This window comes from Streptomyces sp. MMG1121 (assembly GCF_001280015.1).
Lineage (GTDB): Bacteria > Actinomycetota > Actinomycetes > Streptomycetales > Streptomycetaceae > Streptomyces.
Window position 1 is genome coordinate 116,944 of the sequence record NZ_LGDV01000130.1, and the last position, 14,869, is coordinate 131,812.

Consider the following 14,869-nt stretch of genomic DNA (forward strand, 5'->3'; position numbering starts at 1 on the left):
ATCCACATGCCCGGACGGAGCCGTTGACGGAAACGAAGACTGCTCGCGGCCCGGACTCCTCCGGCCGCGAGCAGCGCTCCGTCGTCCGCTCATCGGCCACTCACGTCCCCCACGCCCTCGAACCGCTGATTCGAAGGAAGGGCGGTTTACTGCCCGCCCTTTTGAACGAAGGACCTCACGAAGTCCTCGGCGTTCTCCTCCAGGACGTCGTCGATCTCGTCCAGGACGGAGTCCACGTCGTCGGACAGCTTCTCGTGCCGCTCCTTGAGGTCGCCCTGGGCCTGCGCGTCCTGCGCCTGCTCCTCGACTTCCTCGGTGGAGCGTGTGGCCTTCTGCTGGCCGCCGCCGGTGTCCTTGGTTGCCATAACCCTCACCCCGCTCAGTTCGCCTGTCGATCGGTGATGATCAGACCCTACAAGCCGGGTCCGACATCGGCCCCGCAGTTTCCACAACGTGCGGGGGCCACCTCGATGATTCCCGGACGGTGGGATTTCCACCCTGCCCGCCCGGGGCGGTACGGGTGCCCGCGAGCCGCGCTCAGCTGCCCGACAGGACCCTGACCAGGTCTTCCGCCGTGCGGCAGCGGTCCAGCAGCTCCTTGACGTGATTTCGCGTTCCGCGTAGCGGTTCCAGGGTTGGGACGCGCTGGAGCGAATCACGGCCGGGGAGGTCGAAGATGACCGAGTCCCAGGAGGCCGCCGCCACGTCGTCCGCGTACTGCTCCAGGCAGCGACCGCGGAAGTACGCACGCGTGTCCTCCGGCGGCTTCGTACGCGCCCGGTCGACCTCGGTCTCGTCCAGCAGCCGCTTCATACGGCCGCGGGCCACCAGACGGTTGTAGAGACCCTTCTCGGCGCGGACGTCGGCGTACTGGAGGTCGACCAGGTGCAGCCGGGCGGCGTCCCAGTCGAGGCCGTCGCGTCGGCGGTAGCCCTCCATCAGCTCCCGCTTGGCGACCCAGTCCAGCTCGCCGGCCAGGCTCATCGGGTCGTTCTCGAGCCGGTTGAGAGTGTCCTCCCAGCGGACCAGGACGTCCTTGGTCTGCTCGTCCGCGTCCGCGCCGTACCGCTCCTCCACGTACTTGCGTGACAGCTCGAAGTACTCCATCTGCAACTGGACCGCGGTGAGTGTGCGGCCGCTGCGGAGCGTGACCAGGCGCTTGAGGCCGGGGTCGTGGGAGACCTGGTGGAGGGTGCGGACGGGCTGGTCGACCGCCAGGTCAACCGCGATGAAGCCGTCCTCGATCATGGACAGGACCAGGGCGGTCGTGCCCAGCTTGAGGTACGTCGAGATCTCCGACAGATTGGCGTCGCCGATGATCACGTGGAGGCGGCGGTACTTCTCGGCGTCGGCGTGGGGCTCGTCCCGGGTGTTGATGATGGGGCGCTTCAGCGTCGTCTCCAGGCCGACCTCGACCTCGAAGTAGTCCGCGCGCTGGCTGAGCTGGAAGCCGTGCTCGTGCCCGTCCTGGCCGATGCCGACGCGGCCCGCTCCGGCGAAGACCTGGCGGGAGACGAAGAAGGGCGTCAGATGCCGCACGATGTCCGAGAAGGGGGTCTCCCGCTTCATCAGGTAGTTCTCGTGCGTCCCGTAGGAGGCGCCCTTGTTGTCGGTGTTGTTCTTGTAGAGGTGGATCGGCTGGGCGCCGGGGAGCTGCGCGGCACGCTCGGCGGCCTCGGCCATGATCCGCTCGCCGGCCTTGTCCCACAGGACGGCGTCGCGCGGGTTGGTCACCTCGGGGGCGCTGTATTCCGGGTGGGCGTGGTCGACGTACAGACGCGCGCCGTTGGTGAGGATCACGTTGGCGAGGCCGATGTCCTCGTCGGTGAGCTGGCTGGAGTCGGCGGCCTCCCGGGCGAGGTCGAAGCCTCGCGCGTCCCGCAGCGGATTCTCCTCCTCGAAGTCCCACCGGGCCCGGCGGGCCCGGTGCATCGCCGCCGCGTAGGCGTTGACGATCTGGGACGAGGTGAGCATGGCATTGGCATTGGGGTGGCCGGGGACGGAGATCCCGTACTCCGTCTCGATGCCCATTACTCGCCGTACGGTCATGCGGCCCTCCTTGCCCGGCGGCACCCTCGGTCGTGGGCACCGCTCAAGTACCGCTGGCGCTCCGGTGCGTATGCGGTGCCCGTCCCCGCACTGCGCGACTCGGCGGTAGGAACGAGCCTAGAACGCCTTTGCGCTGGTGGGGAGATCATTTGCGTCATTGCCTGCTCCGGTCGTGGCCAGAAAAACAGAGGCTGCGGGTACCCCGGTGAGGGCACCCGCAGCCGCCCTGCTTTTACAGGTACTGACCGGTGTTCGCCACCGTGTCGATGGAGCGTCCGGTGTCCGCGCCCTGCTTTCCGGTGATGAGCGTACGGATGTACACGATCCGCTCGCCCTTCTTTCCGGAGATCCGGGCCCAGTCGTCGGGGTTGGTGGTGTTGGGCAGGTCCTCGTTCTCCTTGAACTCGTCCACGCAGGCCTGAAGCAGGTGGGAGACGCGAAGACCCTTCTGGCTCTTCTCCAGGAAGTCCTTGATCGCCATCTTCTTGGCGCGTCCGACGATGTTCTCGATCATGGCGCCGGAATTGAAGTCCTTGAAGTAGAGGACTTCCTTGTCGCCATTGGCGTAGGTGACCTCCAGGAAGCGGTTCTCCTCGGATTCGGCGTACATGTGCTCGACCGCCGTCTGGATCATGCTCTGGACGGTGGTGGTCTTGTCGCCGCCGTGCTCGCCGAGGTCGTCCGGGTGCAGCGGGAGCCGCTCGGTGAGGTACTTGCCGAAGATGTCCTTGGCCGCCTCGGCGTCCGGCCGCTCGATCTTGATCTTCACGTCGAGCCGGCCGGGCCGCAGGATGGCCGGGTCGATCATGTCCTCGCGGTTGGAGGCGCCGATCACGACCACGTTCTGCAGGCCCTCGACACCGTCGATCTCGGCGAGCAGCTGCGGGACGATGGTGTTCTCCACGTCCGAGCTGACGCCGGATCCGCGGGTGCGGAAGAGGGACTCCATCTCGTCGAAGAAGACGATGACGGGGGTGCCCTCACTGGCCTTCTCACGCGCACGCTGGAAGACGAGCCGGATCTGCCGCTCGGTCTCGCCGACGTACTTGTTGAGCAGTTCGGGGCCCTTGATGTTCAGGAAGAAGCTCTTGCCCGCGGCCTGGCCGGTGACCTCGGCGACCTTCTTGGCCAGCGAGTTCGCGACGGCCTTGGCGATCAGCGTCTTGCCGCAGCCGGGCGGGCCGTAGAGCAGGACGCCCTTGGGCGGGCGCAGCTCGTGCTCCTTGAACAGGTCGGGGTAGAGGTACGGCAGCTCGACCGCGTCGCGGATGGCCTCGATCTGGTTGCCGAGGCCGCCGATCTGCTCGTAGCCGATGTCCGGGACCTCTTCGAGGACGAGTTCCTCGACCTCGCTCTTGGGCACGACCTCGTAGACATAGCCGGAGCGGGGTTCGAGCAGCAGGGCGTCGCCGGGGCGGATGGTGACGTCCAGCAGCGGCTCGGCGAGCCGCACCACCCGCTCCTCGTCGGTGTGCCCCAGCACGAGGGCGCGCTCGCCGTCCTCGAGGATCTCCTTGAGGGTGACGATGTCGCCGACGCTCTCGTACTCCATGGCCTCGACCACGTTGAGCGCTTCGTTGAGCATGACTTCCTGGCCGCGCCGCAGATCGTCGAGGTCGACGCTTGGGCTGACGTTCACCCGGAGTTTGCGGCCGCCAGTGAAGATGTCGGCGGTGCCGTCCTCGTTGGCCTGCAGGAAGACTCCGAAGCCGGCCGGCGGCTGGGCGAGCCGGTCGACCTCTTCCTTGAGGGCCACGATCTGGTCGCGGGCCTCTCGGAGGGTGTTGGCCAGTCGTTCGTTCTGGGCGGACACGCCGGCCAGGTTGGTCTGCAGCTCGACGATCCGCTCTTCGAGAATCCTCGTGTGTCGCGGAGAGTCGGCGAGCTTGCGTCGCAGGACGGCGATCTCCTGCTCAAGGTAGGCGATCTGCCCGGACGGGTCGTCGGACCCTCGTCCCGGGCGGATGCCGCGGTTCATGTCGTCGTCGTGGGCTGCCACGGTCCTCACCTCCTCCAAGGGGAGCTGGACGCTTCCAGACCCTACCTGGGTGGGTGTCGATTGAAACCCCTAGATCACCAAGACTGTCAAGGTGTGTCGTCGGTCACCCGGTGCGCTCTCCCTCGCACGGAGGGGATACCCACTCAACGTGATGTGGAAGCAGCTTGTTCCGGGCATCGCGTGGTCAAAACCCTTCAAGGATGGCCGGAGTTGTCCGCTCCGGGCCGGTCGGCCCGTATGCGGACAGCCCGCGGCGCGCTCGTACGGTCATCACGCAGAGCGACGGCACGGGCGGACGGTGTCACCGTCGGCCCGGCTTGAAGTGGTCGTTCCCCTGGCCGGGACTCCCCTGTCCTGGTCGGGCGGTCGTACCCGAGCGGGATCGGGCGGAAACCCCGCCGCCGGCGGAAGAAGGCCGGAAAGCGTCCGGAGGTAGGGTCGGGTGTGTTCAACAGCCGCTGGAGCGGACCCGGCTGGCCCCAGGTCCGTCGTCACACTCCCTCCCCCGGATTCGGCCGGGGGGCACCTGCCCGCCGGGCGGACGACGGGAGTTCGACGACGGGACCTGACGGCGAGCGGTCCGCCCGGCGAACCGAAACGGCAGGAGAGGTGACCGTGCAGCAGGAGGCCCCGGGCGGCGAGGCGCTGGAGGTCTGGATCGACCAGGACCTGTGTACCGGCGACGGGATCTGCGCCCAGTACGCCCCCGAAGTGTTCGAGCTGGACATCGACGGGCTGGCCTACGTGAAGGGCGCGGACGACGAACTGCTCCAGTCCGCGGGAGCGACGACGCCGGTGCCACTGCCACTGCTCGCGGACGTGGTGGACTCGGCGAAGGAGTGTCCCGGCGACTGCATCCATGTGCGCCGCGTTTCGGACAGGGTCGAGGTGTACGGGCCCGACGCGGACTGAGTGCCGGCCGGGCCCGGGCGTCAGACGCTGTGGGCCGGGGCGGCCGTGGAGCGGACGAACGCGTTGCCGTTCCACCGCCACTTGACCGGGGTCTTCAGGTCGGGGCAGCAGTTGGGCACCGAGTCCGAGGAGTAGCCGAGCAGGGTGGCGCCGACCGTACGCGCGCGTATGGAGAAGTCGGTGACGGTCAGCCGGTCCTGGGGCCTCACCAGGGTGGCGACCACGCGCGGCCTGCCGCCGTCGGACGGGCGGGTGATGACGTAGACCCCGTCCGGCGGGGTACCCATGGCGGAGTCGCAGTGCACCACCGCGACCGTCTCCGGTCTGCCGTCGCCGTCCAGGTCCGCGCCGGCCTTCTTCGCGACCACCGCCTTCACCGGCCCGCAGCTCAGCGGGAAGTCCACGCCGGCCGTGGAGGGCGGTGCGACGGCCACATGGGCCGTCTTGGCCTGTGCGCCGGTGGCGGCCGTGGCCGATCCGGGCTGCACGACGGAGGAGAGGGCCACGACGCCGGCGACGGCCGTGGCGGTGGCGACCCAGTGGATGGGCCGGGTCTGGGTGTGGGCGAGCTCCGGAACGGCGGATTGCTGCACTAGGAGTGTCTCCTGTGAGGGCTGTGCCGGTGGGGGTGGCCAGCATGGTGCCACACGTCACAGTGCGGGGGAACGGCGGGGTCCGGGATTCCCGCAGGCGAGACGCCCGCGCGCGGGCGGACGGACACGCCGTGGGGGGGGAGGGAGAACCCTGTGTACCCCCTCAACGGACGGGCGCCGTGCCCGAGTTCCCGTCGTCGGAGGGGAACTCGGGCACGGCGCCCTGACGTTGAGCCGTGTGCGGACCGGTCAGCGGCCGGCGCTGCCGTCGGCGTTGGGTCCGGCGTAGTCCTCGCCGTAGGCGCCCTTGGCCGGGCGGCGACGGCGCATGGGCGGCTCGACACCGTCCGCGAGGCGGCGGGCGGTGAGCAGGAAGCCGGTGTGGCCGATCATCCGGTGGTCCGGGCGGACGGCCAGGCCCTCGATGTGCCAGTTGCGGATCATGGTCTCCCAGGCGGTCGGCTCGTTGAAGCAGCCGATCTCCCGGATGGACTCCACGGTCCGCGCGAGCTGCGTGGTGGTGGCCACGTAGCAGCACAGGATGCCGCCGGGGACGAGCGCCTTGGAGACGGCCTCCAGGCACTCCCAGGGGGCGAGCATGTCGAGGATGACCCGGTCGACGTCGGCGTCGGACAGGTTGTCCTGGAGGTCGCCCACGGTGAGCTGCCAGGCGGGGTGCGGGCCGCCGAAGTAACGCTCGACGTTCTGCTGGGCGATCTCGGCGAAGTCCTCGCGGCGCTCGTAGGAGTGCAGCATGCCCTGGTCGCCGATGGCGCGCAGCAGGAAGCTGCTGAGCGAGCCGGAGCCGACACCGGCCTCCACGACGCGGGCGCCGGGGAAGATGTCGGCGAAGGCGAGGATCTGCCCCGCGTCCTTCGGGTAGACGACGGCTGCCCCGCGGGGCATGGACAGGACGTAGTCGGGGAGCAGGGGGCGCAGCGCGAGGTAGGCCACGTTGCCGGTGGTGCGGACAACGCTGCCCTCGGGAGCACCGATCAGTTCGTCGTGCGGGAAGGAGCCCTTGTGGGTGTGGAAGTTCTTCCCTGCTTCGAGCGTGAACGTGTAGTGGCGGCCCTTGGGGTCGGTCAGCTGAACCTGGTCCCCGACCTTGAAGGGCCCGCGCCTGCGGGCGGCACCGGTCGGTTCGGACATGTGAACAGCCTACCGGCACGCGCGGGGAGCGCCGACCACTAGACGGACGGGCGGGCCATGGCCTTGACGAAGGCCCGTTCCACGTCTGCCGCCGACAGCACGCCGTAGATCTCGCCGGTCTCCTCGATGACCAGGTACTCGGTGGCCGGGGTGGCCCGCAGGACGTCCAACAGGTCCTCGCCGGCCAGCTCGGCGGAGACGCGCATGCCGTCGGTGAGGTCCTGGGCGAGGCCGCTGACCGCCACCCAGGGGCGGCGGTGTTCGGGTACGCCGACGATGGCGGCCTCGCGGACGAGGGAGAGGGGGTTGCCCTCGGCGTCGACCACGACCAGGGCGCGGGCACCGGCGGCGTTGGCCCGGCGCAGGGCCTCGGACAGCGGGGTGTCGGTCTGCACGGGTACGGCCCGCCGGGTGAGGGTGCGGGCGCGCAGCTCGGGGAGGTGTTCGCGCAGCCGGGCCATGCGCAGGCTGTTGCCGGCGCCGGTCCAGATGATCGCGGCGAGGATGGCGGCGAGCAGGGCGTCGGTGACGGTGTCCATGCCGTTGACCTCCGCGCCGTCCCCGCCGAGCGCGCCGGACTGGTTGAGCAGCGGCAGGCCGATCAGGACGCTGACGGCGAGGGCGCGGCCGACCCAGGCGGCGGCCACGGTGCCGCTCATCGGCCTGCCGGTGATCTTCCAGACGACGGCGCGGAGCATCCGGCCGCCGTCGAGCGGCAGACCGGGCAGGAGGTTGAAGATCGCCACGATCAGGTTGGAGATCATCAGCCCGGCGAGCAGGACACCGGGGACGGAGCGGGGCTCGACGGGCTTCATGGCGAGGTAGAACAGGCCGGCGAGGACGAGCGAGAGCAGCGGTCCGACGAAGGCCAGCACGAACTCCCGGCCCGGGGTCTCGGCCTCCTTCTCGATCTCGGAGACACCGCCGAAGAACTGCAGCTGGATGCGGCGGACCGGGAGCTTGAAGCGGATCGCGGCGACCGTGTGGGCCAGCTCGTGGACCAGGACGGAGGCGTAGAAGGCGACGGCGAAGAACAGGGAGACCAGGTAGCGCGCGGCGCCCAGTTCGGGCAGCACGCGGTCGAGCTGGCCGCCGAAGACCCAGGTGATCAGCGCGGCGACGAGGAACCAGCTGGGCGCCACGTAGACCGGCACGCCGAAGGGCCGGCCCATGAGAATGCCTCCGCCGGGCTCCTTGGGCCGCGGCTGGGGCGGCTCGCCCTTGGCGATGCCCGAGTGGGCGAGTGAGCGGTGTTCGGCGGAGGCGGGGTGGGTGTCGGCGGTGGAGGGTCGCGTGGCGGCCTCTCGGGTGTCCTGGTCCCGGGCGTCGTCGCCGCTGTCCCGCACGTCCCCGTCACGACCCTCGCGACCGTCGGGTCCGCTCTCGTCCGACTCCGCAGGCCGGTCCTCGCGGGCGGTCTCGTCCGAGGCGGCGGGCCGGGGCGCCGGGGACTCGTGCGGCGTCGGCCCGGGGTCGTCGGCGGGGCCGGTCGCCGGGGCCGTAGGACCTGCGGGGTGCTCGGCCGGCTCGTCGTTGCCGGACCGCGGCTGCCCGCTCCCGCCGCTCACGTCCACGGTGTCCCCTCGTTCGAAGCGTCTTCCGCACCTGCCGGGCGGAAGGGTCTGTGGTCGATGGTATGCGGCCGTGGTGGCGCGTTCCGCCCCGGCACCCCTTGTGTTTGCCCCGCGGTCGCGCGGTCGACGCGGGCGGCGACCGGGTCACTGTCAGTGGTGGGCCGTAAGGTCTGTGGACATGGACAGCAGCTTCGAGGACGCGGCGGCCGAACGTGTCGCCATGGCGCCCACCTCTCTGTCGCCCTCTCGGGCAGGCGACTTCATGCAGTGTCCGTTGCTGTACCGGTTCCGGGTGATCGACCGGTTGCCGGAGAAGCCGAGCGAGGCGGCGACCAGAGGCACGCTGGTGCACGCCGTGCTGGAGCGGCTGTTCGACGCGCCCGCGGTGGAGCGGACCGCCCCGCAGGCCAAGGCGCTGATCCCGGGCCAGTGGGACCGGCTGCGGGAGAGCCGGCCCGAGGTGAGCGAGCTGTTCGCCGACGACCCGGAGGGCGAGCGGCTGGCGCGCTGGCTCGGGGAGGCCGAGCGACTGGTGGAGCGCTGGTTCACGCTGGAGGATCCGACGCGGCTGGAGCCCGCCGAGCGCGAGCTGTTCGTCGAGGCCGAGCTGGAGTCGGGGCTGCGGCTGCGCGGCATCATCGACCGGGTCGACGTGGCACCGACGGGTGACGTGCGGATCGTCGACTACAAGACGGGCAAGGCACCCCGGCCGGAGTTCGCCGAGGGCGCGCTGTTCCAGATGAAGTTCTACGCCCTCGTGGTGTGGCGGCTGAAGCGGGTCGTGCCGCGGCGGCTCCAGCTCGTCTACCTCGGCAGCGGGGACGTGCTGACGTACGACCCGGACGTCGCGGATCTGGAGCGGGTGGAGCGCAAGCTGCACGCGCTGTGGGACGCCATCCGCCAGGCCACGGAGACCGGCGAGTGGCGGCCCCGCCCGACCAAGTTGTGCGGCTGGTGCGACCACCAGGCGCACTGCCCGGAGTTCGGCGGCACTCCCCCGCCCTATCCGCTGCCGGTGAGGGCGGCCGAGTCCGAGCCGGGGTCGCAGGGCAGAATGGGGCCGGACTAGCGAAGGAGTGTCACGTGGCCATCCGCGTCCTACTGGTCGACGACCAGCCCCTGCTGCGTACGGGTTTCCGGATGATCCTGGAGGCCGAGCAGGACCTCGCGGTCGTCGGCGAGGCCGGTGACGGCCTACAGGCCCTCGACCAGGTACGGGCCCTGCAGCCGGACGTCGTGCTCATGGACATCCGTATGCCGCGGATGGACGGGGTGGAGGCGACCCGGCAGATCACCGGGCCCGACCGGTCCGGTCCGGCGAAGGTACTGGTGCTGACCACGTTCGATCTCGACGAGTACGTGGTGGAGGCGCTGCGCGCCGGGGCCAGCGGCTTCCTGCTGAAGGACGCCCCGGCCAACGAACTGGTGCAGGCCATCCGCGTGGTGGCGGCCGGCGAGGCGATGCTGGCGCCGAGCATCACGCGCCGGCTGCTGGACAAGTACGCCGGTCATCTGCCGTCCGGCGAGGAGCCCGTGCCGGACACCCTGCACACTCTCACCGACCGTGAGGTGGAGGTGCTGAAGCTGGTGGCGCGCGGGCTGTCCAACGCGGAGATCGCCGCCGATCTGTTCGTCAGCGAGACGACGGTGAAGACCCATGTGGGGCATGTACTGACCAAGCTGGGCCTCAGGGACCGGGTGCAGGCCGCGGTGTACGCGTACGAGAGCGGGCTGGTGCGCCCCGGCGCGCAGTAGGTCGTGTCCATGGCGCAGGGCGCTGGTTCTCCCTGGAGAGGGGGAACCAGCGCCCTGTGTGTATGTGCCGCTCAGCTCTTGCTGAGTTCCCAGAACCGGAACACCGTCGAGGCGTCCAGGCAGTACTCCAGGCCGTAGACGCCGTCGCGGGCGACCGCGTACTGCTTGGCCTGCCAGACCGGCAGGACGGGCAGTTCGGCGGCGACGAGGTCCTGGAGCCTGCCGAAGTCCGTGTCGGTGGCGGCGCGGTCGCTCTGCGCGGCCGTACGCGGGATGAGCGAGCCGGTGATGGTGGCGTTGCTGTAGTTGTTGTCCAGCACGTTGTCCTTGCCGAAGAAGGGGGCCGTGAAGTTGTCGGCGTCCGGGTAGTCCGGCACCCAGCCCTTCACGTAGACGCCGTACTTGCCGGCGGCGATGTCCTTCTCGTACTGGTCGAAGGCGACCGACTTGACGTCGGCGTCGAACAGGCCGCTGGCGTTGAGCTGTCCGGCGATGGCCTTCAGCTCCTCGTCGGTGGCAGGGCCGTAGCGCGACGGCGTGGACCACAGGGTGAGCTTCACCTTGCCGCTGATGCCGTCGGCGCGCAGCGCGGCGGCGGCCTTGGCCCGAGAGGGGCGGGCGCCGTAGGTGTCGAAGAAGGCCGTGTTGTGGCCGACGATGCCCGCCGGGATGATCGAGTACAGCGGGGTGGCGGTGCCCTGGTAGACGTGCTGGATGAGGGCGTCGCGGTCCAGCAGGTAGGCCATGGCCTTGCGCACGCCGAGCTTTCCGGCGACCGGGTCCTTCATGTTGAAGACCAGGTGCTGGACCTCGGCGCTGCTGCCCTCGATGACGTCGATGCCCTTCTTGTCGCTCTGCTGGTCGAGGCCGGCGATGTCGGAGGCGGACAGGCCGCGGTAGGCGAGGTCGATGCCGCCGTCGAGGAGGGCCTTCTTCAGGGCGGTGCGGTCGCCGTGGAAGAACTTCAGGGTGACGCCGGAGTTCTTGACCTTGGCGGTGCCCTTGTAGTTGCCGTTGACCGAGAAGACCGCCTTGTCCTTGTCGAAGGAATCCAGCTTGTAGGGGCCGGAGCCGACGGCCTTGTGGTCGGTGCGCAGGCCGTTGGCGTCGTACTGGCGGTGGTCCACGATCGAGCCGGCACCGGAGGCGATCTTGCTGGGGAAGGTCGCGTCGGGGACCTTCAGATGGAAGACGACCGTCTTCGCGTTCGGGGTGTCCACCGAGCCGAGCATCGGGAACATGATCGCGGGCCCGGCGGAGTCGTTGATCTTCAGCATGCGGTCGAAGGAGAACTTCACGTCCTCGGAGGTGAGGTCGTCACCGTTGCTGAACTTCAGACCGCTCTTCAGTTCGCACTGGTAGACCATGGCCCGGGTGTCGGTGAAGGTGCACTGCTTCGCCAGTTCGGGCTGCGGCTCGGTGCCGCCCTTGGGGAAGCTCAGCAGCGTCTGGAAGACGTTGTCGAACAACAGCCAGGAGCCGGGGTCGTAGCCGGATGCCGGATCCGTGGCGAGGACGTCGTCGGACATCCCCATCACCACCGAGGAGCCGGTACCCCCGGAATCACCGGACTCCGATCCACAGCCGGTCAAAAGGCCGGAGGCCAGTCCCGCCACGATGGGCAGGACCGGCCACTGGTTGCGCATGTTCACAGCATGTGCCTTGTCGTCGGTTCCGTCACCCCGGGGCCGCCGTCCTGGCCCCGGGTACCCGGGGCAGCCGTCCCTGGCCCCCGGATGAGGAGAGCCGTCAGCCGCTCACACCGCGGCCGAGCTCCCACAGCTGAAGCGTCGAGGAGGAGTTGAGGGCGTAAGCGACGCCGGTGATGTCGTCCCGTGCCGCGACGTACTGCTTGCCCTGCCACAGCGGCAGGATCGGAACGTCGTCGGCGACCGTGTCCTGGATCTCGGTCAGGCTCTTGGACGCGGCGAGCCGGTCGGCCTCGCGGCGGGACTCCGGGATCAGCGTGCGCTGGATGGTGGGGTTGGAGTACGGCGAGCCGAGGAAGTTGCCCTTGTCGAGGAAGGGCGCGAGGAAGTTGTCGGCGTCCGGGAAGTCGGGGAACCAGCCCATGCCGTAGACGTCGTACTGGCCCTTCTGCTCGGCGGGCCGGAACTGGTCCCAGGGGTGGCCCTGGATGGAGGCGTCGAACAGGCCGCTGTCGTTGAGCTGCTTCTGCAGGTCCTCGAACTCCTGCTTCGTGGCCGTACCGTAGTGGTCGGTGGTGTAGTGCAGGGTCAGCTTCACCGGGGTGGTGATGCCGGCCTTGGCGAGCAGGTCCTTGGCCTTGGCGACGCTGGGGTTGCCGTACTTGTTGAAGAACGAGTTGGAGTGGCCCGTGATGGTGGCCGGGACCAGCGAGTACAGCGGCTCGGCCTCGGTGCCGTAGACCTTGGAGACCAGTTCGCCGCGGTCGATGAGCTGGGCCATGGCCTGGCGGACGGCCTTGGACTTCACGCTGGTCGCGTTGGTGTTGAAGGCGAGGTAGCGGATCTCCAGACCCGGCATGTCGACCAGGTCGACCTTGTCGTCGCTGCCGGCGTCCAGCTTCTGGATCTGCGCGGGGTCCATCGTGCGGGTCATGACGTCGATGTCGCCCTTGTCGATCGCCGCGCCCATGGCGCCGGCGGAGTCGTAGGACCGCATCACGACCTTGCTGTTGTTCACCGTCACGCTGCCCTTGTACGAGGCGTTCTTGGTGAAGGTGGCGCTGACGACCGCGTTGTCCTTGACGTCGGCCTGGAAGGTGTAGGGCCCGGAGCCGTCCACCGAGAAGCCGTCGCGCAGCTTGTTCGCCTGGTAGTCCTTCGGGTTGACGATGCCCGCGACCGGGGTGGACAGCTTGTACGGGAAGGTGGCGTCGGCCGTCTTGAGGTGGAAGATGACCTCGCGGTCGCCCTGCGTCTCGATCGTGTCGATCGTGTTCAGCAGCGAGGAGACACCGCTGTCGGACTTGATGCGCAGGACGCGCCCGATGGAGTACTTGACGTCCTGGGCGGTCACCGGGTCGCCACTCGCGAACTTCAGGCCGTCACGCAGCTTGCAGGCGTAGCGCTCGCTGCCGCTGTCGGTGAAGCCGCAGCTCTCGGCGGCATCCGGGACGGGCTCGCCCTCGCCCTTGGGCTGGGCCATCAGCGTCTGCTGGGTCTGCCGCAGGATGTTCCAGGTGCCGACGTCGTAGGCGTAGGCCGGGTCGAGCGGCGCCGGGGCCTCCTTGGTGGCGGTGAACCGGTCCGTGGTACCGACGACGATGGCGTCGCCGCTCTTGCTCCCGCTGCCGGATCCGCCGCACGCGGCGAGAACCGGGGTGAGCAGGCCGGCCACCGCCGGCAGCACCAAAGTCTTGCGGTTCATGCGGGAGTTTCTCCAGAGCTGTTCGGTCCGTGTATCCGGCACGCAGGGGTGGTGCGGCAGAAACGCGGGGGGATGCGGCGATGTTCTCGCGATGAGATTAGTCCGCGCTCGCAGGAGGGTTCACAGCTGCGCGAGTTGACCCGCCATCACGCAGTGAAACCGGCTGTGGACACACCGAAAACCCGACAGTGGCAGGATTAGTGCAGCATCCCACCAACCAGGACACAAGGAACGGCCACTCCCCCTCGAACAGGACCGGCCAGCACACTCGGACAGGACTGTCGAGGGCCGCCGAAGTGGGGAACGTCACACTCCCAACTGTGTGGGCAGTCAGTGGAATTCGGCCGGACGGCCGGATGCGAATTCCACTTGGGTGTACTTCCCCGGAAATTTGTCCAGCGCGTCCATTGGGCTTTGGACACGGGCGAACGACGCGCTTTGCACGCTGGGTGAACGGCTAGCGCATTTCCGTCATCAGGCCGCGCAGAAATGCCAGGTCCACCTCTTCCAGGGAGGTGACCACGGTGCGTCCCTCGGCCGGTGCGATGGGGGCGACGGAGGGTACGGCGACCACCCGGCAGCCCGCGGCCTCGGCGGCCGCGACCCCGGTCGTGGTGTCCTCGACGACGGCACAGCGGGCCGGGTCGGCGCCGAGCCCCGCCGCGGCGAGCAGATAGGGGTCCGGGTAGGGCTTGGTGCGCGAGACCTCGTCGCCCGCGATGGACAGGGCGAAGTGGTGCGTGCCGAGCACGCTCAGCACACGGTCGATGATGCGCCGGTGGGAGGCCGAGACCAGGGCTGTCGGGACGGCCTGCTCGTACAGCTCGGCGAGCAGCCTGGCGGCGCCCGGCATCAGCGGCAGGGCGTGGCCGATGCGGTCCTCGAACCCTTCGTTGAGCAGCGTCGTGAGTTCGGCGAGGGTGATGTCGGCGCCGGTGGCCTCGATGAGGAAGCCGGCGCTGCGGGTCATGGGCCCGCCGACCACGACATGGCGCCAGGACTCGTCCAGGGGGTGGCCGAGGGCGGCGAAGACCTCGGCCTCGACGTCCCACCAGAAGCCCTCGGTGTCCACCAGGGTGCCGTCCATGTCCAGGAGCACCGCCTGCAGAGCTGAGCCTTCGGCCGTACGAGTTCCGAGCGCGGGGACCGTGCTGGTCATCCACGCACCTCCTTGGGGGACGAGCAGGCCGGTTCCCGCGCGGGAACCGGCCTGCAGTGGACCGACAAGTGTACGTCTCAGGCGGCCGAAGCGCCTCGTTTATCACTCGGGCCAGGAGGGAGCGCCTCGAAGGAACGCGCGTGGGTGACCCGGCCGGGTGACCCGGCCGGGCCCCTGGAGGGCTCAGCGGGCGTTGAAGTACTTCGCCTCGGGGTGGTGGATCACGATCGCGTCGGTGGACTGTTCGGGGTGCAGCTGGAACTCCTCGGACAGGTGGACGCCGATCCGCTCGGGCCGCAGCAGCTCGGCGATCTTCGCGCGG

At 69.3% G+C, this 14,869-nt stretch carries 13 protein-coding genes; 3 read left to right on the top strand and 10 right to left on the bottom strand.

Features of this window, described 5'->3' with window-relative positions:
• Nucleotides 1-146 precede the first annotated feature (146 nt).
• From ADK64_RS13990 to arc, 3 genes are all read right to left on the bottom strand, one after another.
• Nucleotides 147-365: a ubiquitin-like protein Pup gene (locus tag ADK64_RS13990; protein WP_030744708.1), complete on the bottom strand. Its 219-nt coding sequence runs from the start codon at nt 363-365 to the stop codon at nt 147-149.
• A 172-nt stretch (nt 366-537) separates the two neighbouring features.
• Nucleotides 538-2,049, bottom strand: a complete 1,512-nt coding sequence (gene dop, locus ADK64_RS13995) for a depupylase/deamidase Dop (protein WP_420712968.1) — start codon at nt 2,047-2,049, stop codon at nt 538-540.
• Between the two features lie 232 nt (nt 2,050-2,281).
• Nucleotides 2,282-4,048: a proteasome ATPase gene (gene arc, locus ADK64_RS14000; protein WP_053658701.1), complete on the bottom strand. Its 1,767-nt coding sequence runs from the start codon at nt 4,046-4,048 to the stop codon at nt 2,282-2,284.
• A gap of 609 nt (nt 4,049-4,657) precedes the next feature.
• Between arc and ADK64_RS14005 the strand changes: the two genes are divergently transcribed.
• A complete protein-coding gene (locus ADK64_RS14005; protein ID WP_053658703.1) occupies nt 4,658-4,960 on the top strand; it encodes a ferredoxin in 303 nt (100 codons plus the stop codon).
• A gap of 20 nt (nt 4,961-4,980) precedes the next feature.
• Here the strand turns inward: ADK64_RS14005 and ADK64_RS14010 are convergent, their stop codons facing one another.
• From ADK64_RS14010 to ADK64_RS14020, 3 genes are all read right to left on the bottom strand, one after another.
• Nucleotides 4,981-5,553: a hypothetical protein gene (locus ADK64_RS14010; RefSeq protein ID WP_053658705.1), complete on the bottom strand. Its 573-nt coding sequence runs from the start codon at nt 5,551-5,553 to the stop codon at nt 4,981-4,983.
• 249 nt (nt 5,554-5,802) lie between these two features.
• The gene (locus tag ADK64_RS14015; RefSeq protein WP_053658707.1) at nt 5,803-6,705 is read right to left on the bottom strand and encodes a tRNA (adenine-N1)-methyltransferase; all 903 of its coding nucleotides are present in this window, start codon (nt 6,703-6,705) and stop codon (nt 5,803-5,805) included.
• A 38-nt stretch (nt 6,706-6,743) separates the two neighbouring features.
• Nucleotides 6,744-8,279, bottom strand: coding sequence for a site-2 protease family protein (locus tag ADK64_RS14020; protein ID WP_053658709.1), 1,536 nt, complete (start codon nt 8,277-8,279; stop codon nt 6,744-6,746).
• Nucleotides 8,280-8,457: 178 nt separating this feature from the next.
• Between ADK64_RS14020 and ADK64_RS14025 the strand changes: the two genes are divergently transcribed.
• Complete coding sequence (locus tag ADK64_RS14025; RefSeq protein WP_053658711.1) at nt 8,458-9,348, top strand: RecB family exonuclease; 891 nt, start codon at nt 8,458-8,460, stop codon at nt 9,346-9,348.
• 14 nt (nt 9,349-9,362) lie between these two features.
• Nucleotides 9,363-10,034, top strand: a complete 672-nt coding sequence (locus ADK64_RS14030) for a response regulator (RefSeq protein ID WP_053658713.1) — start codon at nt 9,363-9,365, stop codon at nt 10,032-10,034.
• A 71-nt stretch (nt 10,035-10,105) separates the two neighbouring features.
• Here the strand turns inward: ADK64_RS14030 and ADK64_RS14035 are convergent, their stop codons facing one another.
• The 4 genes from ADK64_RS14035 to ADK64_RS48945 form a co-directional block, all read right to left on the bottom strand.
• Complete coding sequence (locus ADK64_RS14035; RefSeq protein ID WP_053658715.1) at nt 10,106-11,686, bottom strand: ABC transporter substrate-binding protein; 1,581 nt, start codon at nt 11,684-11,686, stop codon at nt 10,106-10,108.
• Nucleotides 11,687-11,783: 97 nt separating this feature from the next.
• A complete protein-coding gene (locus ADK64_RS14040) occupies nt 11,784-13,388 on the bottom strand; it encodes an ABC transporter substrate-binding protein (RefSeq protein WP_053658717.1) in 1,605 nt (534 codons plus the stop codon).
• Nucleotides 13,389-13,845: 457 nt separating this feature from the next.
• Nucleotides 13,846-14,547 (bottom strand): HAD family hydrolase, encoded by a 702-nt coding sequence (locus ADK64_RS14045; RefSeq protein WP_053658719.1) that lies wholly within the window; start codon nt 14,545-14,547, stop codon nt 13,846-13,848.
• Between the two features lie 183 nt (nt 14,548-14,730).
• A partial coding sequence (locus ADK64_RS48945; protein WP_159046230.1) for a vitamin B12 dependent-methionine synthase activation domain-containing protein occupies nt 14,731-14,869 on the bottom strand: 139 nt, incomplete at its 5' end.

Coding starts and splice junctions, on each gene's coding strand:
- ADK64_RS14015 (WP_053658707.1), bottom strand. CDS start 6,705: ATGTCCGAACCGACCGGTGCCGCCCGCAGGCGCGGGCCCTTCAAGGTC.
- ADK64_RS13990 (WP_030744708.1), bottom strand. CDS start 365: ATGGCAACCAAGGACACCGGCGGCGGCCAGCAGAAGGCCACACGCTCC.
- dop (WP_420712968.1), bottom strand. CDS start 2,049: ATGACCGTACGGCGAGTAATGGGCATCGAGACGGAGTACGGGATCTCC.
- ADK64_RS14040 (WP_053658717.1), bottom strand. CDS start 13,388: ATGAACCGCAAGACTTTGGTGCTGCCGGCGGTGGCCGGCCTGCTCACC.
- ADK64_RS14045 (WP_053658719.1), bottom strand. CDS start 14,547: ATGACCAGCACGGTCCCCGCGCTCGGAACTCGTACGGCCGAAGGCTCA.
- ADK64_RS14025 (WP_053658711.1), top strand. CDS start 8,458: ATGGACAGCAGCTTCGAGGACGCGGCGGCCGAACGTGTCGCCATGGCG.